14 protein-coding genes and 1 tRNA gene are annotated in these 22,411 nt (G+C 36.7%); 8 read left to right on the plus strand and 7 right to left on the minus strand.

Annotated elements, in window-relative coordinates:
- Positions 1-10: 10 nt before the first annotated feature.
- Positions 11-2,872, minus strand: coding sequence for a TonB-dependent receptor (locus tag LX80_RS00830; RefSeq protein ID WP_111293145.1), 2,862 nt, complete (start codon positions 2,870-2,872; stop codon positions 11-13).
- A gap of 259 nt (positions 2,873-3,131) precedes the next feature.
- Here LX80_RS00830 and LX80_RS00835 point away from each other — a divergent pair, with 259 nt between their 5' ends.
- Positions 3,132-4,718 carry a peptide chain release factor 3 gene (locus LX80_RS00835; RefSeq protein WP_111293146.1) on the plus strand — a complete coding sequence of 529 codons (1,587 nt, stop codon included), beginning with the start codon at positions 3,132-3,134 and terminating at the stop codon, positions 4,716-4,718.
- Positions 4,719-4,749: 31 nt separating this feature from the next.
- Positions 4,750-5,739 (plus strand): YpdA family putative bacillithiol disulfide reductase, encoded by a 990-nt coding sequence (locus tag LX80_RS00840; protein WP_111293147.1) that lies wholly within the window; start codon positions 4,750-4,752, stop codon positions 5,737-5,739.
- A gap of 111 nt (positions 5,740-5,850) precedes the next feature.
- Here the strand turns inward: LX80_RS00840 and LX80_RS00845 are convergent, their stop codons facing one another.
- Both LX80_RS00845 and LX80_RS00850 read right to left on the minus strand, forming a co-directional pair.
- Positions 5,851-7,047, minus strand: coding sequence for a pyridoxal phosphate-dependent aminotransferase (locus LX80_RS00845; protein ID WP_111293148.1), 1,197 nt, complete (start codon positions 7,045-7,047; stop codon positions 5,851-5,853).
- Between the two features lie 97 nt (positions 7,048-7,144).
- Positions 7,145-8,344 (minus strand): serine hydrolase, encoded by a 1,200-nt coding sequence (locus LX80_RS00850; protein ID WP_245897903.1) that lies wholly within the window; start codon positions 8,342-8,344, stop codon positions 7,145-7,147.
- Between the two features lie 121 nt (positions 8,345-8,465).
- Between LX80_RS00850 and LX80_RS00855 the strand changes: the two genes are divergently transcribed.
- Positions 8,466-9,905 carry an L-serine ammonia-lyase gene (locus LX80_RS00855; protein ID WP_245897905.1) on the plus strand — a complete coding sequence of 480 codons (1,440 nt, stop codon included), beginning with the start codon at positions 8,466-8,468 and terminating at the stop codon, positions 9,903-9,905.
- A gap of 42 nt (positions 9,906-9,947) precedes the next feature.
- Here the strand turns inward: LX80_RS00855 and mqnE are convergent, their stop codons facing one another.
- Positions 9,948-11,129, minus strand: a complete 1,182-nt coding sequence (gene mqnE, locus LX80_RS00860; protein ID WP_111293149.1) for an aminofutalosine synthase MqnE — start codon at positions 11,127-11,129, stop codon at positions 9,948-9,950.
- Between the two features lie 46 nt (positions 11,130-11,175).
- On the opposite strand from mqnE, the gene LX80_RS00865 reads away from it, so the two are divergent.
- Positions 11,176-12,567: a nucleoside permease gene (locus LX80_RS00865; RefSeq protein ID WP_317046441.1), complete on the plus strand. Its 1,392-nt coding sequence runs from the start codon at positions 11,176-11,178 to the stop codon at positions 12,565-12,567.
- Positions 12,568-12,634: 67 nt separating this feature from the next.
- Here LX80_RS00865 and trxA read toward each other — a convergent pair whose 3' ends face one another.
- Entirely contained in the window at positions 12,635-12,952 is a 318-nt protein-coding gene (trxA, locus tag LX80_RS00870) for a thioredoxin (protein WP_111293150.1), read from the minus strand.
- A gap of 182 nt (positions 12,953-13,134) precedes the next feature.
- Positions 13,135-16,812 (minus strand): DNA polymerase III subunit alpha, encoded by a 3,678-nt coding sequence (gene dnaE, locus LX80_RS00875; RefSeq protein ID WP_111293151.1) that lies wholly within the window; start codon positions 16,810-16,812, stop codon positions 13,135-13,137.
- Positions 16,813-16,968: 156 nt separating this feature from the next.
- Between dnaE and LX80_RS00880 the strand changes: the two genes are divergently transcribed.
- The gene (locus LX80_RS00880; protein WP_170120347.1) at positions 16,969-17,679 is read left to right on the plus strand and encodes a C40 family peptidase; all 711 of its coding nucleotides are present in this window, start codon (positions 16,969-16,971) and stop codon (positions 17,677-17,679) included.
- An 82-nt stretch (positions 17,680-17,761) separates the two neighbouring features.
- Positions 17,762-19,771: an LTA synthase family protein gene (locus LX80_RS00885; RefSeq protein WP_111293153.1), complete on the plus strand. Its 2,010-nt coding sequence runs from the start codon at positions 17,762-17,764 to the stop codon at positions 19,769-19,771.
- 76 nt (positions 19,772-19,847) lie between these two features.
- Here the strand turns inward: LX80_RS00885 and LX80_RS00890 are convergent.
- A tRNA-Ser gene (locus LX80_RS00890) sits at positions 19,848-19,932 on the minus strand.
- Positions 19,933-20,062: 130 nt separating this feature from the next.
- Here LX80_RS00890 and LX80_RS00895 point away from each other — a divergent pair.
- A complete protein-coding gene (locus tag LX80_RS00895) occupies positions 20,063-20,500 on the plus strand; it encodes a CBS domain-containing protein (protein WP_111293154.1) in 438 nt (145 codons plus the stop codon).
- Between the two features lie 49 nt (positions 20,501-20,549).
- Positions 20,550-22,400, plus strand: coding sequence for an ABC transporter ATP-binding protein (locus tag LX80_RS00900; protein ID WP_111293155.1), 1,851 nt, complete (start codon positions 20,550-20,552; stop codon positions 22,398-22,400).
- Positions 22,401-22,411: the final 11 nt, after the last annotated feature.

A 22,411-nucleotide genomic window follows, 5' to 3' on the forward strand; every position in this document is an offset into this window, starting at 1 on the left:
CAATTAATTTTTAAAGTTTAAAGCGTACACCTAATAAATATGATACACCATAGGTATCTCTTTCAACAAAAATTGAATGTGCAGGATCATCCTGACCCGGAATTTTGTTTAATGTATTACCAATTAAATAAGGTTGTTTTAAAAAGAAGCGGGTTTGTGAGTTAGTTAAATTGTTGATCTTTCCATAAATTGAAACACGCTTTACAATTTTCTTTTCAAATGAAAAGTCTAATTGGCTGAAAGGTGATTGCCAAGTGTCTAAATTATAAAATGAATTTACTGAAGTTAATCTTTCACCGGTATAAACATATGCCAATTGCATATCAATTCCGGTTTTAGGATCTTTAAACAGTAAAGATAAGTTACCAATGTGCTTAGCTTGCCCTTGTAACGGACGGCTTTGCATTTTAGAAATAGTTATATTTTTTTGTTGGGTAGCATCATAATACAAGTAAAATTTTTGGGTGGTAGTATTGGAGTGTGTATAGGTATAGTTTGCATTGATACCGAATTTTCCAATGTATTTTGTAAACACAAGTTCAACACCATAATTGGTTACATTGCCGGCATTTAACGGTGTTAAGATGTTAGTACCGGGGGCAGAATTACCACCAAAAACTGAATAATGGCTAAAGCTGGTTTCAATAGGGTTTTGAATGAATTTGGTAAAAGCACCAATTAAAATTTGATCAGCACCCTGAGGGAATAACTCATATCTTAAATCCAGGTTATCAACTTGTGTATGCTTAATAAAAGGATTACCTTGTTGATCATATGCATCATTTTCAGAAGCAGGTACCAATTGTGGAATCAAATCAACAAATGAAGGACGGGCAATGCTTTTGAAATAGGATAATCTTACATTTTGTAATTGATTAATCTTGTACTTTAAGTGCAAACTGGGTAATAGGTCGGTGTAATAAATATGACCATAAACTGCATTTAAATTTAAAGGTAAATTTGTTTGGTAGTTTTGATCAGTATGTTCCACTCTTACACCACCAACCGCATCTAATTTTTCAGACAGTTGATATTTGAATTGGAAATATCCGGCACTAACATTTTCAGTTATGTTGTAAACGCGGCCAATACCTTGGTCACCGGCACCATTATCGCCACCGTTTATTGCAAATGAATATTGTGCATTAGCAATAGTGGTAAACATTTGGTTACCCCCATTTACCGGTGATAAGGAATAATGGTGGTAATAATTGTTCCGCTCTTTGTTTCTGTACATTCCTCCAACACTTAATGTTAAATTTTTATTTAACAAATGGGTGTTATAATTAAGGTTTAAATAACCGGCTAAATCTCTGTCTGAATTGTGTAACCATATTCTATCCATGCCTTTCAATATGCCGGTTTGAACGGGGTATTTCAATGAGCCGTCTTGATTTTGTTTGTTGTCATATTCAAAACTGGCGTAATCGGGCACTAATTGTTTGGCTTTTGAATACACGGCATCCCAGTTTAGGTTAAAGGCTGAATTTATAATGTGCTCACCGTGTAATGTTGAATTATAAATGGTTTGTTGTTGCCAGCGGCTTCTGTAAACATTGGCAATATTCCCTAGGTTCGTATTTACATCAAGGCTTTGAAATACTCTTGCCTCGAATTCGTTTTGCCGAACATACATGTTAAACAACGAAATTTTATTTTTAGCATTAATGGCGTAATCCCATTTATTGTTAATGCCTAACCTTGAAGTTTGGATTGAATAAGTATTATTAATGGCTTTATCAAATTGAGGATAGTTGTTATAAATATTGCCTTGAATGCCGTTAGCATTTGGTAAAACAATAGCACCGGGATATTGAGTATTTAAAATTTGATTAGATCCGGTATAAAAATTTTGGAAGCCTACACCTACAATAAAACCTAACTTTTTATGGAAATATCTATTGCCAAACGTTAAACCTGTTTGAAAGTTAATAGGATCAAGCTGTTTTGAAAAATTTAAGTTCTGTGTTGGAAAATCAGAAGGTTGTGCCAGGTAATTTGAGCCATGTAATTCACTGGGGTCAAGTTTGGAAATAACACTATGGTCAAATCTTTGAAAATCACGATCTCTAAATAAAGTATTTCCTCCACCGGCAACAAAAGCATGAAACATTTTTTTATCCGGGGCATTTTTCATAATCAGGTTCATCACACCACCTGTTGCATCACCTTCCATGCTGGGGGTTAATGCTTTAATTACTTCTAATCTTTCTAATAAGTCTGATGGAAATAAATTCATCGGAACATACCGATATTTATCGTTAGGGCTTGGAATTTTTATGCCATTAACCAAAGTTGTGTTGTAACGTTGGTCCATCCCTCTAATAATTGCATATTTACCTTCACCATTATTACTGCGTTGAATGGTAACACCACTCATGCGTTGTAATACGTTTGCTACTGTTACATCGGGTGATATTTCTATAGCTTTTTCAGATAATATATTTTGTACATAGTCGGCATTTTTTTCTAATGAACGGGTATATTTATCTGAGTATCTGTTGGCACCTGATGTAACCACGATTTCCTTTAATTCGTCTTTCTTCTGGTTCATGTTAAAAGTGAAATTTTGTATTTCTTTCTCATCCTTTACATGAATCTTAACCTCTTTTATGCTTTCATAGCCAACATATTTAATTTTTAATTCGTATTTGCCGGCCGGCATTTTCCTAAATGCAAATGAGCCATCTAAATTGACTGATGTTGTAAATTTTTGTTCACCTTTTTCTAAAGTAACAGTTGCACCAATTAGCGGCTCTCCTGTAATGGCATCGAATACTTTGCCCTTAATTTCAGCAGCAAAAGAATATCCGATAATCAACAATGAAAATGCAAGTAGTAGCAAAATTTTTTTAACTGAAATGGGTTGCATGTAGTTTTGATTTTGCGCAAAACTATTTACCGGAAAATGTCAGTTTGTTCTTATTCAGTAAATTAATAATTTAATTACTTAAGCATAATATAAAATTAATTTTGACATAATAATTTATTAACATGAATGGCTTATAAGTAAAATAAGGACTTGCTCTAATGTCGGTATTCGTAACATTGAAAGCTTTTAAATTTAAACCCGGCATTTTTGTACCTTTGCCCATTCTTTTTTAAAAATTTTAAATACTCGCTAAAAAAGCATGGGTTATCAACAAGAAATTGAACGTAGAAAAACATTTGCCATTATATCGCACCCCGATGCCGGTAAAACTACCTTAACTGAAAAATTGTTGTTGTTTGGCGGTGCCATTCAAACCGCCGGGGCTGTAAAAAGCAATAAAATAAAAAAGCATGCTACCAGCGATTTCATGGAAATTGAAAAGCAAAGAGGCATATCGGTGGCTACCAGTGTAATGACTTTTGAATACAATGGATTTTTAATTAATTTATTAGATACCCCCGGACACAAAGATTTTGCTGAAGATACTTATCGTACCTTAACTGCAGTTGATAGTGTTGTATTGGTGGTTGATAGTGTGAATGGGGTAGAAGAACAAACCAGGCGATTGATGGAAGTGTGCCGTATGCGTGACACACCGGTTATTGTATTTATTAATAAAATGGACCGTGATGGTAAAAATCGTTTTGATTTGTTAGAGGAAATTGAAAAAGAATTGAACATAGCCCTTCACCCCATGACCTGGCCCATCAATAGTGGAAAAGATTTTAAAGGGGTTTATAATTTGGCTGAAAAAAATCTTTTGTTATTTACTGCCGGTACAAAAGCGGATGATGAGGATGCCATTCACTTAAATGATTTGGGTGATGAATTTATTGACATGAAAATTGGTGAGCGAGATGCCAACCAATTGCGCGAAGATGTTGAATTAATAGAAGCTGTGCACGGTAATTTAAATGTATCGGAATATTTAGCAGGAAAAGTTGCTCCTGTTTTTTTTGGTAGTGCTGTAAACAATTTTGGTGTACAGGAAATGCTGAATACTTTTATTCAAATAGCCCCTACACCGAAACAAAGAGAAACTTCTACAGGCGCAGTTTCACCTAACGATGATAAGTTTAGCGGTTTCGTATTTAAAATTCATGCCAACTTAGATCCCCGCCATAGGGATAGAATTGCTTTTTTGCGGGTTTGCAGTGGTAAGTTTGAACGCAATAAATATTATCATCATGTACGATTAGATAAAGATATTCGTTTTAGTAATCCTTACTCATTTTTGGCACGCAGTAAAGATGTAATTGAAGATGCCTATCCCGGTGATGTAGTTGGTTTGTTTGATACCGGCAATTTTAAAATTGGCGATACACTTACTGAAGGGGATAATTTTTATTTTTTAGGTATTCCTACTTTTTCTCCCGAAATATTTAAAGAATTGGTGAACAAAGACCCCATGAAGGCTAAGCAATTGGAAAAAGGTATTCAACAATTAACCGATGAAGGCGTAGCCCAATTGTTTACACAATTTGGTGGTACTAAAAAAATTATTGGTTGTGTAGGCGACTTGCAATTTGAAGTAATACAATACCGCTTGTTACAGGAATATGGTGCCTCGGTTGAGTTTAGACCTTTACCTTTTTACAAAGCTTGTTGGTTAACCAGTAAGGATAGCAAAAAGTTAGAAGATTTTTTGCGCTTTAAACAACAAAATACTGCAGAAGATAAAGATGGTCAGCCGGTGTACTTGGCACAAAGTGAATGGTTCTTAAACACAGAAATTACGAACAATCCTGATATTACTTTTCACTTTACAAGTGAAGTGCATAAATAACGTGGCATACCGTTCGTACAAAATTTAGTTTATGGAGCACAGTGAAATATTTGATGTTATTATAATTGGTGGTGGCCCTATTGGTTTAGCTTGTGCTATTGAGGCTAAAAAGAAACAGTTGAATTATTTAATTTTAGAAAAGGGATGTTTGGTGAATTCATTATACCATTACCCTATGAATATGACCTTCTTTTCCACTTCCGATAGGCTTGAAATTGGTGACATTCCTTTTGTTAGTATTGCTGCGAAACCTACGCGTAATGAGGCTTTAGAATATTACAGGCGTGTTACTTTAAAAGAACAATTACACATTCATTTGTTTGAAGAAGTTACAGCGGTTATTAAAACAACGCAACTGCCTTTGTGTTTTAAAGTTAGTACAATTAAGCAACAATACTATGCTCATAACATTATAGTTGCAACCGGGTTTTACGATATTCCTTTTTTATTGAATGTGCCGGGTGAAGATTTACCCAAGGTTACACATTACTATAAAGATCCTCATTTTTATGCTTTTCAGGATGTTGTGGTAGTAGGTGCTAATAATTCTGCGGTAGATGCGGCATTGGAAACCTGGCGTAAAGGTGCTAACGTTACCATGGTAGTGCGCGAAAGCCAAATTGGTGAACGTGTAAAATATTGGGTACGGCCCGATATTATAAACCGCATTGAGGAAGGTTCCATAAAAGCTTATTTCAATTCTGTTATTACTGCAATTGAGCCCCATCATGTACACATACAAACCCCTGGCGGGAACATTACCATTCCCAACCAATGGGTAATTGCTGCTACCGGCTACCAGCCCAACTTTTCTTTTTTGCGCCATTTAGGAATTGAATTGTCGGATGATGGTGTTCAAAAACCCACTTATGATGAAGCTACCCATGAAACCAATGTTGCCGGCATTTATTTGGCCGGTGTGGTTTGTGGAGGTTATAACACCCATCGTTTATTTATTGAAAACTCAAGAGAGCATGCCGTAAAAATTTTGCAGCATATTGCTGAAAAAAAGGCATTGTAATTTTAAAAAAATCAGCTGCATAAAGTGCTGAACGTACAAGTGTGCGACGCAACAGGCGATGCCCCATGTTATGCAGCTGACTACATAAATACTATTCCGTTATTAATATAATTAATTGAGTTTGGTTAAAGCATTTTTAATGCGTTCCCAGGCTTTTTCAATGTTTTCCATGCTGTTGGCAAATGAAAAGCGGATGCAATTAGGTTCGCCAAAAGCATCGCCCATTACCGATGACACATGTGCTTCGTTTAAAATAAACATGCTTAAATCGCCTGAATTAGCTATGGTTTCGTTACCGAATTTTTTGCCGTAGTAAGCACTAACATCGGGGAAAACGTAAAATGCACCTTGCGGTTCAAAGCATTTAAATCCGGGAATGCTGTTTACCAATTGCATGGTTTTTTCACGGCGACGTGCAAACTCGGCGGTCATGGCACGGCTTGGTGCTAAATCGCCGGTAAGTGCGGCAATGGCTGCACGTTGTGTGATGGAGCAAGTACCGCTGGTGAATTGTCCTTGTAATTTTTCGCAGGCTTTTACAATATCGGTATTGGCTGCCATATAACCCAAACGCCAGCCCGTCATGGCAAAACCTTTACTTAATCCGTTAATTACAACAACTCTATCTTTAATGGAGGGGAATTGTGCAATGCTTTCGTGGTTGCCAATGAAATTAATATATTCATAAATTTCATCAGATAAAATGGTGATGCGCGGGTGCTTTTCAAATACTTTTACCAATGCAGCTAATTCTTCTTTGGTATATACTGCACCCGATGGATTGCAGGGAGAGGAAAAAAGAAAAACACGGGTATTTGAAGTAATGGCGGCCTCTAATTGGGCAGGAGTAATTTTAAAACTTTGCTCAACAGTGGTATTAATTTCAACCACATGGCCACGGGCAATTTTTACCAGTTCGGAATAAGTTACCCAATAAGGTGTGGGAATAATTACTTCATCGCCTTCATCAACCAAAGCCAAAATAGCATTGGCCAATGTTTGTTTGGCACCGGTTGAAACAATAATATTTTCAGGCTTGTAATCTAAATTGTTATCGCGTTTTAATTTGGTGCAAACAGCTTCTTTTAAATCGGGATAGCCGGATACGGGTGTGTAATGGCTCCAATTGTCGTTAATAGCTTTAATTGCAGCCTCTTTAATATGTTGTGGGGTATCAAAATCGGGCTCGCCTAAACTTAAGTCAATAACGTCAATTCCTTTGGCTCTTAATTCGCGGCCTAATTTGGCCATTTTTAAAGTTTCCGGTTCGCTAAAGCGCATTAATAGGGTAGATAAATTGGTGCTCATGATTCAACAGCTTTTTTTAAACGGCATCAAATGTACTTAATTAATGAACAGGTTTATTAGATAATTTTCAGCGGATGCGGAAAAAAATAAATAATTTTTATTGATTTTGGTATTGCAATATAAAATCTGATAAATTGGGCGGATAGGGGCGTTTGCGTTTTAATTCATATTCATAAACTATTTTTCCAATATTTTTCATAAATGGATAACCAATGGTTTCATAATCATAATCGTTGCTATTGAAAATGCCTTTTGAATTGCACAATATGGTGGCGCTTAACATAAATTCAATGTTGTTTTTGGTGTCGATGATGTAAGCCACATCAGTTAAAAATCCGTATGCATCGCCCACCTTATTAAAAATTCTTATGTTAGAAGGAAGGCTGCCTTTTTCCGACCCAAACAATAGAAATTTACAATAAGCATCCCAATAATGAGCAGTATCGTAGTAAGGATAATTACTTTCATGCGGATAGGCACTCATCCAATGCAATAGAAATTGCCTATCGGCCTCAGTTATATCAAATCTTGCAGCGGGTAGTACGGATTGTGGAAATAAAACAGAGCGTAAAATATGGGTAAGATCTTGCAGGTATAAACGATTTTTTTGCGAGAAGTTGAAAGGTGCATTGATGAGTTGATGGTTTTGATAGTATCCTTTACCTAAATATACTTGCAGGTTCGGCAATGGCCCATCGTTGTATTGTGCCGGTTGATGCCATAATAATTGACCGCTGGTATCATAAAAGCTACAGGCATTGGTGAGCCTATTTTGTTCATCTGTTAAATTTACTTCTAAACGATGCCTGATAATTGCATTGGGATAGCCTTTTTGCTGCAACTGTTGTAGAATGGTTTTTTGCCCTAAAAACTCGTACAATCTGTTAAAGGCATCATTGTCGCTCACTAAAAAAATTTGTTTAATGTAGTTGGCAATTGTAGGCCTACTGTCAATGGCTGTAGGTTGCGTAAATACAAAAGTTTGTTGCGGTGCACTGCTATCGGTAATAAGCGTGGTATTAACATTAACTGCAGGTAAGTTAAGCTGATGCAATTTTTCCAGCGCTAAAAATGCTACAGGCATTTTAACAGTACTGGCCGGATAAAAATAGCGGTTTGTATCAACATTAAAGTAATACTCCTGAAAGTGCGGAACATTATTTTTATCGCGATTAATTTGGGTATAAATAATTTGCACATTCCAATTATTCCTGTTTTGTAAAATGCTTTCGAATTCTTGTGAATGCTGTTGCATTAAAGTTTCTAAAAAATTAACCGGAAGGTGGGTTTGCATCATTTTTTTGGGTGTATGGCAGGCAATTAATGCTATTGTTATAAAGAAAACTAAAATTTTTTGAAGCATTATCAAATATAAACATCTTGCAACATTCGTTCCAAGTGGTTCGTAATTTTGTAGTATGAAAAATGAAATGCATGAAGCTATATCGGTATTCGATATATTTAAAATAGGTGTTGGTCCTTCCAGTTCACATACTTTAGGGCCTTGGCGTGCTGCATTGCAATGCTTAAAAGATGTTGAACAGAAGAATGACATTAAGCAAGTAAAAAAAATGCAGGTTTTATTATACGGCTCTTTGGCCAAAACGGGCCATGGACATGGTACTGATATTGCAGTAATGATGGGGCTTTGCGGTGAAGACCCTGAAACGATTGATGTTAATACCATTGTACCTAAAATTGAAACTATTAAAGCCAATAAAACATTGCTGTTGCATGGTAAAAAAGCCATTCCTTTTGAACCAGCCGCAGATATTGTTTTTTTAAAAAATGAAAGTCTGCCCTATCATCCTAATGGCATGACTTTTTTAATTACAATGGAAGATGGTAAAGAAATGGCATCTACTTATTATTCCATTGGCGGTGGTTTTATTGTTCAGGAAGGGGGTGCAGCTGCTGCAAATAACCAACCGGCTGTTGATTTGCCTTTCCCGATTGACACGGCGCAGGATTTACTAAGTTGGTGCATGAAGGGCTTAAGCATTAGTGATGTTGTACTGGAAAATGAATTGGCTTGGCGTAGTGAAGAAGCTACCCGTAAAGGCGTTTTACACATTTGGGAAACAATGCGCGATTGTATCTATCGCGGATGTCATACACAAGGTGAGTTACCCGGTGGGTTAAAAGTAAAACGCAGAGCTTTTGATTTGAATAAGAAGTTGATGAATGGAATGACTGATGCGAATTATGATGATTGGTTACAAAAAATTAGGGCAGGGGGTAATGCATTTCAATACACGTTAGATTGGGTAAGTTGTTTTGCCTTGGCTGTTAATGAAGAAAACGCGGCTTTTGGACGAGTAGTTACTGCCCCCACCAATGGTGCTGCAGGAGTAATACCTGCCGTATTACAATATTTTGTTTGTTTTTGTAATGGAAATGAACCCGATAAGATCATTCGCTTTTTATTAACCGCAGCCGAAATAGGTTCTATATTTAAAAAAGGGGCCACTATATCTGCAGCTATGGGTGGATGCCAGGCTGAAATTGGTGTAAGCAGTGCTATGGCTGCCGGAGCACTTACCGAAAGTTTAGGCGGAAGTCAAAGGCAAGCCTTAATGGCTGCTGAAATAGCTATGGAACATCATTTAGGTTTAACCTGCGACCCCATTGGCGGATTGGTACAAATACCTTGCATAGAACGCAATACCATGGGTGCAATTAAAGCTATTACAGCTTCTCAATTGGCGCTGCAAAGTGCACCTGATTTTGCAAAAGTTAGTCTTGACAAGGTTATTAAAACCATGTGGGATACTGCTTTAGACATGAACAGCAAGTACAAAGAAACCTCCGACGGTGGTTTAGCAGTACATGTGCCATTAAGTCTTAGTGAATGTTAAGATACATGGTTTTTATCTTACCGGCCAATCCATAAATGCGGCTTAATTCAGCAATGGATTGGCCACTATTTCCTCATGGCTTAATGAAGAATAATCTCTAATTACATGGTACAAAGTATCGCGTTCAACCGGTTTGCGGTGTACTTGTTTTATTAAAGTAACTAAATCGGCGGTGCTCATACTTGGGGTTTGTTCTTCACTACCTGCCATTGAATAAATTTTAGTAGAGTCATCAATGGTACCATCAATATCATTTACACCGAATTGCAAAGTAAGTTGAGCATTCTTACGACCTAACATAGGCCAGTAAGCTTTTATGTGCGGAAAATTATCTAAATACAAACGAGCCACTGCATACATTTTTAAATCTTCAACAATGGTTGATTCCGGCACATGGCTCATTTCGTTGTCTTTATTCCTGAATTTTAATGGAATGAAAGTATTAAAGCCTCCTGTTTCATCTTGTAATTGGCGAAGACGTTCCATGTGGTCAATTCTGTGCCAGTATTCTTCTATATGGCCGTATAACATAGTGGCATTGCTGTGCATACCCAATTGGTGTGCAGCCTTATGAATACGTAACCAGCCTTCAGCATCAACTTTATCGGCACAAATTTGTTGGCGTATATCCGGATGAAAAATTTCAGCGCCACCACCGGGTAAAGAATCTAAACCTGCTTCATGTGCAATGCGCATACCTTCTTCTACTGAAACCTTTGCCTTTCTAAACATGTAATCTAACTCAACCGGGGTAAATGCTTTAATATGAAGGTCGGGGCGATGTGCTTTAATGGCTTTTAATAATGTGGTAAAAAAGTTTAAATCCATTTTGGGATGAACACCACCTACAATATGCACTTCTGTAACAGGTTTACCATCGTAGCTTTTAACAATGTTTAGCATTTGCTCAATACTTAATTCCCAGCCTTCTTCACGGTGAGCATATAAGCGTGAGTAAGCACAGAATTTACAACTAAATACACAAACATTAGTGGGTTCAATATGAAAATTTCTATTAAAATAAGTAATGTCGCCATGCATTTGTTCGCGAACATAATTAGCCAACGCGCCTAAAAATGGCAAGCTGCCTTTTTCAAACAATGCAACCCCTTCGTCAAAACTAATGCGTTGCCGATTGATGATTTTTTCTGCAATAGGTTGTAAATCTTTATCGGCTGTTTGAATAAGAACTTGCAATGATTCCGGTGCTATAGTAGTAAACATGATTGCTTCCTTTTTGAGTTGCAAAACTACCATTATAAACGTTAGTATGAATAGATTGTTAAGTAATTGGCAAAAATTACTATCTTCCCTGCTTTATTTTATCGCTAACCTTGCTTGCCTAAATGGCTGCCTTTTAGAAGAGGGTTTTGCTGTTGAAATGCAAGATGAAAAATCAAATGCAATGAATGTTAAGTTGAGATTAATAGTGCTTAGCTTTTTAGAATTCTTTATTTGGGGTTCTTGGTTAATAACTGTGGGTGCTTACTGGTTTCAAAACAAGAGATGGAGTGCGGAAGATTTCGGAAAAATTTTTTCCACCATGGGCATTTCTGCCATTTTTATGCCAGCCATCATGGGTATTATTGCCGATAGATGGATTAATGCGGAAAGACTTCTTGGTTTATGTCATTTAATTGGTGCCCTCTTTTTGTTTTATATTCCTGCCATTAATAATCCTGATTCGTTTTTTTGGGTATTGTTATTATACATGATTTTTTATATGCCCACACTGGCATTGGCTAATTCGGTTTCATATACCATTTTAATAAAAAATGGGAAGGATACCATTAAAGATTTTCCGCCCATTCGTGTTTGGGGCACCATTGGGTTTATTGTTGCCATGTGGATAGTTAGTTTACTGCATATTGAAAAATCTGCCGACCAATTTTATGTTGCAGCTGTTGCTTCATTAATATTTGGTGTTTATGCATTTACCTTGCCCAAATGTGTACCTATGGCTAAAGCCGGCGAAAGAAAATCGCTGGGCGAAATGTTGGGACTAAAAGCTTTTAAATTATTTGGCCAGTACAAAATGGCTTTGTTTTTCATATTCGCAATGTTGTTGGGCGCAGCACAGCAATTAACCAACGCCTATGGTGATACCTTTTTACACGATTTTGAGAAAATAGCCGAATATAAAAACACCATTGCTGTTAAGTATCCTGCCATTATCATGTCTATTTCTCAAATTTCTGAAACTTTGTTTATTCTGGCTATCCCGTTCTTCTTAAGAAAATTTGGGATAAAAATTGTAATGCTTCTGAGCATGCTGGCCTGGGTATTTCGGTTTGGGTTATTTGCTTATGGAAATCCGGGTAATGGGTTGTGGATGATTATTCTATCGTGCATTGTTTATGGCATGGCATTCGACTTTTTTAATATAACCGGTTCCTTGTTTGTAGATACACAAATAAAACCTGATATACGTGCCAGTGCACAAGGTATTTTTATGATGATGACCAATGGTATAGGTGCTTTATTAGGCAGTAGAATTAGTGGTTATGCCATTTCCAGATTTTTTACACATACGGATAATAGTTTGGATTGGTATGGCATATGGATATCATTTGCCAGTTATGCCGTTATCATTGCAGTTTTGTTTCTTTTGTTATTCAGGCATCGGCATAGGCCAGAAGAAGTTGCACAATTTCATCATTAACATTATGAAAATGAAAGAGGCCATACTTTAAAAAGATGGCCTCTTGTTTTATTGAAAAAAGTTACAACTATTTGTGTGCTTCAATTTTCTTAACGAAATTGGCTTTAGGTTGTGCACCTACTAATTTATCAACTACTTGACCGTTTTTAATAAAAAGAATAGCAGGAATACTGGTAATGCCATAGTTTAAACTTACTTGTGGATTGTGGTCAACATTTAATTTACCCACTTTTACTACGCCTTCATATTCTTTTGCCAGTTCTTCAACAACAGGTCCAATAGCGCGGCAAGGACCACACCATTCAGCCCAAAAATCAATCATAGTTAATTTATCGCTTGCCAATACTTCTGTAGAGAAGTTTGCATCAGTAAATTCTAAAGCCATTTGTATAAGTTTATGAGGTTTAAAAATTAATTTATGAATCTTGGATGCAAAAATAAATCCAAACCATTTACACCTGTCAAAACAGTTATGCACCCCTGTTAATTATGACTTTGGGATGACTTTAAAAGCGTCATTCAGTCCTAATGAATGAAAATTGAGGCAAATAGTCAGTTTTTATCGGATTAATTTTGCAATTGTACATTCACTTTTACTTCGGGGTGATTTTGTAAGAAAAGAATTAACTCGTCATTCAACAAAATGCCCACCTCGCTATTGTATAAGCTGATTTTTAAATTTTCATCATTATCCACAATATTAAACTTCAGCAGGGTTTTGCCGGGAAAAGCTTTTACATTTTCATTTAAAAATTCTATCCATTCTTTTGTAATGCTGGCGGGTTCTAAATTTAGTTCCAGTACTCTTGTGGTTTTTTCTTTCAAGGTTTCCAACAAATACAGTTGATTAATTTTTAGCTCAAAATTTTCATCACTTCTGAAGCGTTGACGGAAATTACCGGATAAGAATATTTTTCGACCCACTTCCAAATAGTTTTGGAATTTTACATAATCTTCGCTCCATAAGGTAAACTCGGTTTTGCCGGTAAAATCTTCTAAAACAAATGATCCAAAATTTTTCCCGGTTTTGGTAACCCTGTGTTGCACATCTACAATTAAACCGGCTAATCGAACGGTAAAATTTGCTGCTTGTTTAATCAATGCCGTATCATTCTTTATTTCATTGAATTCTGCAATTTCCAATAATTGGTAGTGTTGCAGTTCAAAGCGGTGATGGTCGAGCGGGTGACCACTCATAAACATGCCGGTTACTTCTTTTTCGTAATTTAATTTTTCGGTTAGCGGCCATTCCTCACATTCGGCTAATTTGGGCAAGGGTATTTCCATGGCAGTCGTCATTTCACCAAATAGGGTATTCGCCTGCCCATTTTTGGCTTGTGAACTCGCTGCTCCATAATTAATGATTTTTTCTAAGTTGGTATATTTATCCGCATCGCCTTTGGCAAAAAATTGCGCTCGGTTCATTTGCGGAAAGCAATCGAATGCTCCACTGTAAGCCAGGCTTTCAAGTGACTTTTTATTTACGCTTCGCTGATTTACCCGTTGAATGAAATTAAAAATATGTTTAAACTGTCCATTTTTGTTTCGCTCTTCAATAATGTTTTCAATGGCTGCTTCTCCAACGCCTTTTATGCCACCCAAACCAAAGCGTATTTCCCCTTTTTTATTCACGGTAAACCCTTTCAGCGATTCGTTAATATCAGGCCCCAACACTTTAATCCCCATGCGTTTACATTCTTCCATAAAAAATGTAATTTTTTCAATGCTGCCGGCATGGTTCAAAACTGCAGCCATATATTCAGCAGGGTAATGTGCTTTTAAGTAAGCAGTTTGGTAAGCAACAAAGGCATAGCAAGTACTGTGCGATTTGTTGAATGCGTATTGTGCAAAGGCTTCCCAATCAGTCCACATTTTTTCTAAAGCTTCCAATGCATGGCCACGTGCTTTTCCGCCTTCAATAAATTGTGCTTTCATTTTATCAAGCACACTTTTTTGTTTTTTACCCATGGCTTTTCGCAATACATCTGCATCACCTTTACTAAACCCGGCCAAACTTTGGCTAAGCAGCATTACCTGCTCTTGGTAAACGGTAATCCCATAAGTGTCATCTAAATATTGAGCAGCTTGCGGAATATCGTACACAACTTCTTCGCGGCCTTGTTTCCGGGCTATGTAGCTGGGTATATAGGCAATGGGGCCTGGGCGATATAAAGCATTCATGGCTATTAAATCATCAAACTTATCGGGCTTTAATTCTCGCAAATACTTTTGCATGCCCACACTTTCAAATTGGAAAGTGCCATTGGTTTCGCCGCGTTGATATAGTTGAAAAGTTTTTTCATCATCCAAAGGAATCTTGTCCAAATCAATAGTGATTTGATGATTTTTTTCAATTAATTCCAAAGCAGTTTTTAGTATTGATAAGGTTTTTAAACCCAAAAAGTCCATTTTAATTACTCCGGCTTCTTCAATACTGCTGCCTTCAATTTGGGTAACCCAAAGGTTTGAATCTTTGGCAGTGGCAACCGGAATTAATTCCGTCAAATCTTTAGGGGCAATAATAATACCTGCCGCATGAATGCCCGTGTTTCTGATACTTCCTTCCAGTTTATCGGCTTCCTTTAATACTTGAGCTCTAATGTCATTTCCTGCGTAAATTTCTCTTAGCTTCTTTATGTTTTCAATATCCTCAGGGGTATATCCTTCTTTTTCTTCCAGCGATTTTTCTCCTTCTTTGGCGGTAATGGGTGCATGTAATATGCGTTTTAATTCGGTTCCGGGTTTATCGGGTACCAACTTGGCCAGCATATTGGCTTCTGCCAATGGTAAATCCATTACACGGGCCACATCTTTAATGCTGCTTTTGGCAGCCATGGTGCCATAAGTAATAATTTGTGCTACCTGATTTTTACCGTATTTTTCAACCACGTAATCTATCACTTTTTGTCTGCCATCGTCATCAAAATCGGTATCAATATCAGGCATTGATTTTCGGTCGGGATTTAAAAAGCGCTCAAAGAGCAAGTTGTATTTAATGGGGTCAATATTCGTAATACCTATACAATAGGCCACAACTGAACCCGCCGCTGAACCACGACCCGGGCCCACAAACACACCCAAGTTCCTTCCGGCTTTAATAAAATCACTTACAATTAAAAAGTAACCTGCAAAGCCCATTGTTTTAATGGTAAATAACTCAAAATCAATACGTTCTTGGGTAGCAGCCTCAATTTCGCCATAGCGTTCTTTAGCGCCCTCGTAGGTTAAATGTTTAAGGTATTCCCACTGGTTAAGGTTGTCGTCAGCATGTATTTTAAATGCATGAGGAATAGGGAAGGCCGGTAATAAAATATCTTTTTTTAAATTCAATACCTCCACTTTGTCAACAATGGCATTAGTATTGTCAATGGCATGAGGCACATCGGCAAACAGGGTTGCCATTTCATCGGGTGATTTAAAATAAAATTGGTCGTTAGGAAATTTAAAACGGCGGTTCCTGATTTGTGCATCATCGTTAATAAAGTCATCAAAGCCCGGCGTTGATTGCTTTTCTCCGGTATTAACACATAGCAAAATGTCGTGTGCATTATAATCGTCTCTTTCAGTGTAATGGCTATCATTGGTAGCAATTACAGGAACGCCATATTTTTTTGAAAACTGCAATAAGGTTTGGTTAATAATTTCCTGTTCTTTTATGTTGTGCCTTTGCAGTTCAATATAGTAATCATCGCCAAAAATGTCTAACCACCATTTAAATTCCTGTTCCGCTTTTTCCATATCACCTTTTAAAATGGTTTGCGGCACATAAGCACCTATACAGCAAGTTGTAGCAATTAAGCCCTCATGGTATTGCAGAATCAGTTCTTTATCAATTCTGGGATATTTACTGTACATGCCTTCAATAAAACCCAATGAAGTAAGTTTTATTAAATTTTGATAGCCTTGCTTGTTTTTGGCTAACAATACTTGGTGGTAACGATGATCTTTTTGCTCTTTGGTAAAGTTTTTAATATGTCTGTTTTCAACAACATAAAATTCGCAGCCAACAATAGGTTTAATAACAGGTTCAACAATATCTTTTCCATTGGCATCCTTTCCCACCACTTTCGTATTTTTCCATGCCTGGTTTACAAAATCGAAAACACCAAACATATTGCCGTGGTCGGTTAAAGCCACCGCCGGCATTTGGTGAGCCGCTGCTTTTTTATACAATGATTGAATGGAAGCTGCACCATCTAACAAAGAATATTGAGAGTGTACATGTAAATGCGAAAATTGAGGCATGATTATTGAATTTTACAACCGAAAATTCAAAATTACTGAATAAACCAGGCCCTTGTATGCAAAAAAATTATCCACATTCCATTGTTTATAAATGTTATTGATAAAAAATTGTGCAGGTTTTGGATGCATATAAAAGGGTTATTTATTTTGCAAACTATGTACAGGAAAATAACTGTTTTAAAAGTTGTTGCAGGATTAGTGCTGGTAGTAGGAACCAGTTGTAAAACCTTACGGAAAATTACCGCTCACGATAATTCGTTGGCCAATGCTCAAAAAACCAGCAAAGCAGGTAATCCACAGTTTATAGATGGTATAGAAGTAACTCCCGGAAATGTGGTAAATACCCGGCATAAAACCAATGCTTCTAAAATTAAAAATTTAAATACTGCTAATGAGGATACACGCAATTGGGTGAATATTGAAAAGGCCAATTGGTTACAGGTGAAGTATGCCATTATTTTAGATGCTACTGTTGAAAAATTAACCGATATAGCATTGTTGCAAAAAATTGAAGAATGGTGGGGCACCAATTATTGTTTAGGGGGAAGTACCAAGAATTGTATTGATTGTTCTGCTTTAACTTTTATCATAATGCGTGATGTGTATGGCATTAACTTGCCACGTACAGCTCAGGAACAATATAATGTCAGCACCAAAATTCCCGATGATTCTTTAAAAGAAGGGGATTTGGTTTTCTTTCATACCGGCGGCAGAAGAAGTCGCCAAATTTCACATGTGGGTATATATGTGGCCAATAATAAGTTTGTTAATGCTTCATCCAGTGGTGGTGTTACCATAAGCGATTTAAATGATCCATACTGGAAAAATGCTTACAGAGGAGCCGGAAGGGTTCGCCAAAATATGTAAGGCTTAAAGCTAATACATTAAAACCTATTTCTTTTAAAAATAGCCTAATTTTACCCCTTTTATTGAACTGTACTTTTTTATCATGCAAAAAAATCTACTGTCGCGTTTACAACGTTGGATATTGGTATTAGCCATTACCTTTTTCATTATAATGACCGTTGCCCGTATTTTTACTTTTACATTATTTAATACGGTAGCTTTTTCCTGGAGTTCATTTTTCAAAGTATTATGGCTGGGTTTTCGATTTGATGCTCGTGATGTAGGTATCATGGTTATTCTAATGCTACTTCTTGGTTTAATAAAGCCCCTTCATCCGTTTCGTTCTAAGTTGGGAAAAAAAATTGCTTTTATTATTTGGTTTATTGCAATCATTATATTGACCGTTTTTTACACTTTTGACTATGGCCACTTTGCTTACTTAGATGTTCGCTTAAACGCACAAGCTCTCGATTTTTTACACAATGCCCGCATTTCATTAGGAATGATGTGGCAAACCTATCATGTTATTTGGATTTTATTGGGAATGATTGTTTTTGTAGCCATTACTTTTTGGTGGGTGCGATTTACCTATCAACGAATAGCTTTAACCGATGCACGGCATGAACCTTTTAAATTTAGAAGAACCCTTTTTTCAATTATATACTTCTTGGTTTTTGGTTTTGGCATATTTGGGAAATTTGAGCAATACCCTTTACGTTGGAGTGATGCCTTTTCGTTAAACAGCGATTTTAATGCACAAGCATCCTTAAATCCTTTCCAAAGTTTTTTCAGCACCTTGGCATTTCGTCAATCAACCTACAATGAAGCATTGGCCAGAAAATATTATCCATTAATGGTGGAATATTTGGGCATTACGCAACCCGATTCCGTAAACTTAAATTATGTAAGGCATATTCCTGCCGATACCAGCTTACCCGGCACACACCCCAATATCATTCTCGTTATTTCAGAAAGTTTTAGTGCTTATAAAAGTTCTTTATTTGGTAATCCACTCAACAGTACACCTTTTATTGATCAGTTGGCAGCAAAAAGTATATTTTTTGATCACATGTTTACGCCGGGTTTTGGTACTGCCCGGGGTGTATGGACCACCATTACCGGTTTAACGGATGTTGAGCAAAACAAAACAGCCAGCCGTAATCCGCAAATTGTTGATCAGCAAACCATTATTAATTCTTTTAAAAATTACGGGCATTATTATTTTATTGGGGGAAGTACCAGTTGGGCTAATATAAAAGGCTTGTTGGAAAATAATATTGACAGCCTTCATATTTACGAAGAGAAAGATTATAACTACCCACGATTAGATGTTTGGGGAATTAGTGATCATAATTTGTTTACAGCCGCCAATAAAGTGTTAGCAGAACAAACCCGTCCTTTTTTTGCGGTAATTCAAACAGCAGATAACCATCGGCCTTATTCTATTGCGACAGAAGATTTAAAGCAGTTTAAAAAAATTACCTTACCCAATGATTCATTGTTGAAATATGGGTTCACTTCAAACGATGAATACAATGCTTTTCGCTATTTTGATTATAATGTGCAGCATTTTATTGAAACCATTCAAAAAGAACCTTATTTCAATAATACTATTATTGCCTTTGTTGGCGACCACGGTTTAGTGGGCAATGCAGAGGCTTTATTTCCCAAAGCATATACCAGCCAAGGTTTAACGAAGAATCATGTACCCTTTATAATATATGCGCCCAAATTGGTTAAGCCCGCAAAGCATACCATGTTAGCATCACAGGTTGACGTGCTGCCTATTTTAGCAGGCTTAGCTAATATTCCTTACACCAATACCGGTATGGGCCGTGATTTATTGCATGTAAAAGATACCAGTCAAAATATGGCTTTTATTTTTGAAGGTGAACAGCAGGAGCTGGGCTTATTGCAACACCAATATTTTGTTACACAACCAATTGCAAAACCGGAAAAAATTAAAATATTTTCGATGATTGATAATGCACCGGTTCCTCATAACGCGCAAACTGACTCTTTGCAAAAAAGTATGCAAACATGGATGCAGGCCATATACGAAACCACCCGCTATATTACGCATCACAACAAAAAGAAAGTTAGCGGAAAATAAAAGCACATATAATGCAAAAAATATTATAAGCAATAAAAAAACTCCTGAGTATATCAGGAGTTTTTTTGTGTGGGGGCGGAGAGAGAGGGATTCGAACCCCCGGACCTGTTACAGTCAACGGTTTTCAAGACCGCCGCATTAAACCGCTCTGCCATCTCTCCGGGTGCAAAATAAAGGCGTGACGAATTATCTTCCAAAAAAAATTACTTTTTCAGTGTGTTTAATTTTGTTTATGTGCATTTAAAATTGTATTTTTCATTGAACATTAACCACTATAAAACTGCTTAGGCCATGAAAAAAGTAAAAGACATTTTAAACAGAAAAGGCAACAATATTATTGGTGTGCCTGCTCAAACACTTGTTTTTGATGCACTCAAATTAATGGCCGATAAAAATATTGGCTCTGTAGTTGTTTGGAATGAACATCAACATTACATTGGCCTGCTTACCGAACGCGATTATGCTCGTAAAGTAATATTAATGGGTAAACACTCTGAAGCAACTACTGTTGCTGAAATTATGAGTACCGGGCTTCCACACATTACACCTGAAACTTCTATTGAAAGTTGTATGCATATGATGAGTGATAACAATATTCGTTATTTACCCGTTTTTGATGCAACCGATAAACTTTGCGGCATTGTTTCCATTAACGACGTAATCTATGAAACCATTCACGATCAAAAAGAAACAATTGAGCAATTACACAGCTACATTCAATCTGCTTAGTTCAACAAGCTAATCTTAACACCATTGCCTTTTTGTATCTTTGCCGCTCATGAAACATTTAGCGGTAATTAATAAGTATTTCTGGAAATACAAAACCCGGTTTTTGCTGGGTATTTTGTTCATTGTTTTATCCAACTATTTTCGAATTCTGGCACCACAGGTTTCCGGCTATGTGGTTGACCAGGCCGAACAACTTATTCGCCAACAGACTGCCGCTAATACTGCAACCGAAAACAAAAGAATTGCAAACTACGATTACTTGGTACAGCAATTCATACATGTTATACAAACACATAAAAACAGCATTACCACCAATATTTTAATTAGTGCTGTTATTTTGTTTTTATTGGCATTAATAGGCGGCTTTTTCATGTTTTTAATGCGGCAAACCATTATCGTAATGAGTCGCCACATTGAATACGATCAGAAGAATGAAATATTTACACATTACCAACAGTTAGATGCCGCATTTTACAAAACCCACAGTACCGGCGATTTAATGAACCGAATTACTGAAGATGTTAGCAGGGTGCGTATGTATGTAGGCCCTGCAGTAATGTACTTTATTAACTTGGCTGCAACTATTGGCTTTTGTTTGTTTTTTATGTTTAAAACAAACTGGCATTTAACCTTATATGTTTTATCGCCCTTGCCCATTTTAGCGGTTACCATTTATTACGTTAATACAATCATTAACCGTAAAAGCGAAAAAATTCAAGCATTATTATCCGATTTAACTACTGCTGCGCAGGAATCTTATTCCGGTATTCGAGTTATTAAATCATTTGTGCAGGAAAAATCAATGTTGCAATTTTTTAATGACAATAGTGAAGACTATAAAAAAAATGCCATTGGTTTGGCTAGGGTTGAAGCTATTTACTTTCCTTCAATGACGCTGTTAATCGGTATTAGTACCTTACTAACCATTGCCATTGGCGGATGGTATTTAATTCATCAACAATACAATGTAAGTGCAGGCACTATTTTAGAGTTTGTTATTTATATTAATATGTTAACCTTTCCGGTAAGTGCCATAGGATGGACAGCTAGTATGATACAAAGAGCAGCAGCTTCACAAAAACGAATTAATGAATTTTTGCATACAGAACCGGCTATTAAAGATCATCCCAATGTTAAACCGGGGCATGTTTCGGGCGATATTCATTTTCAAAACGTAAGTTTCACCTATCCTAATACCGGCATTAAAGCATTAAGTCATTTTAATTTATCAATTAAAGCCGGCGAAAAAGTGTTGTTATTGGGAAGAACGGGCAGTGGAAAATCAACCATTGCACAATTAATGTTGCACTTTTATAATCCCGATGAAGGTAATATTACCATTGGCGGGGTGAATGTGCAGGATATTCCTTTAAAAACATTGCGTACCGAAATCAGTTATATTCCGCAAGATGTGTTTTTGTTCAGCGATACCATTGCAAACAATATTGCATTTGGGCAACAAGGCAGCATTGATAGGAATTTAGTAGAAGAAGCTGCCAAAAATGCCAGCGTACATAATGAAATTATGCGGTTTGAAAAACAATATGATACCATGGTGGGTGAACGCGGTGTAACCTTAAGCGGTGGACAAAAACAACGTATTTCAATTGCCCGGGCATTAATTAAACAACCTGAAATTATTGTGTTTGATGATTGTTTAAGCGCTGTTGATGCTAAAACCGAAAATGAAATTGTAACCAATTTATATCGGTTCTTAAAAGATAAAACAGGGATTATTATTACTCACCGTATCTTTTCCACTTTTCGATTTGATAAAATTGTGGTATTGGAAGATGGGGTTATTACTGAAGAAGGTACCCATGAAAGCCTGCTGCAGCACAACGGGTATTACGCAGAACTTTACAGAATACAAGTTTTAGAAAAAATGCAACAAGCTTAATCGTAAAAAGC

This window comes from Hydrotalea sandarakina (assembly GCF_003254115.1).
Classification (GTDB): domain Bacteria; phylum Bacteroidota; class Bacteroidia; order Chitinophagales; family Chitinophagaceae; genus Hydrotalea; species Hydrotalea sandarakina.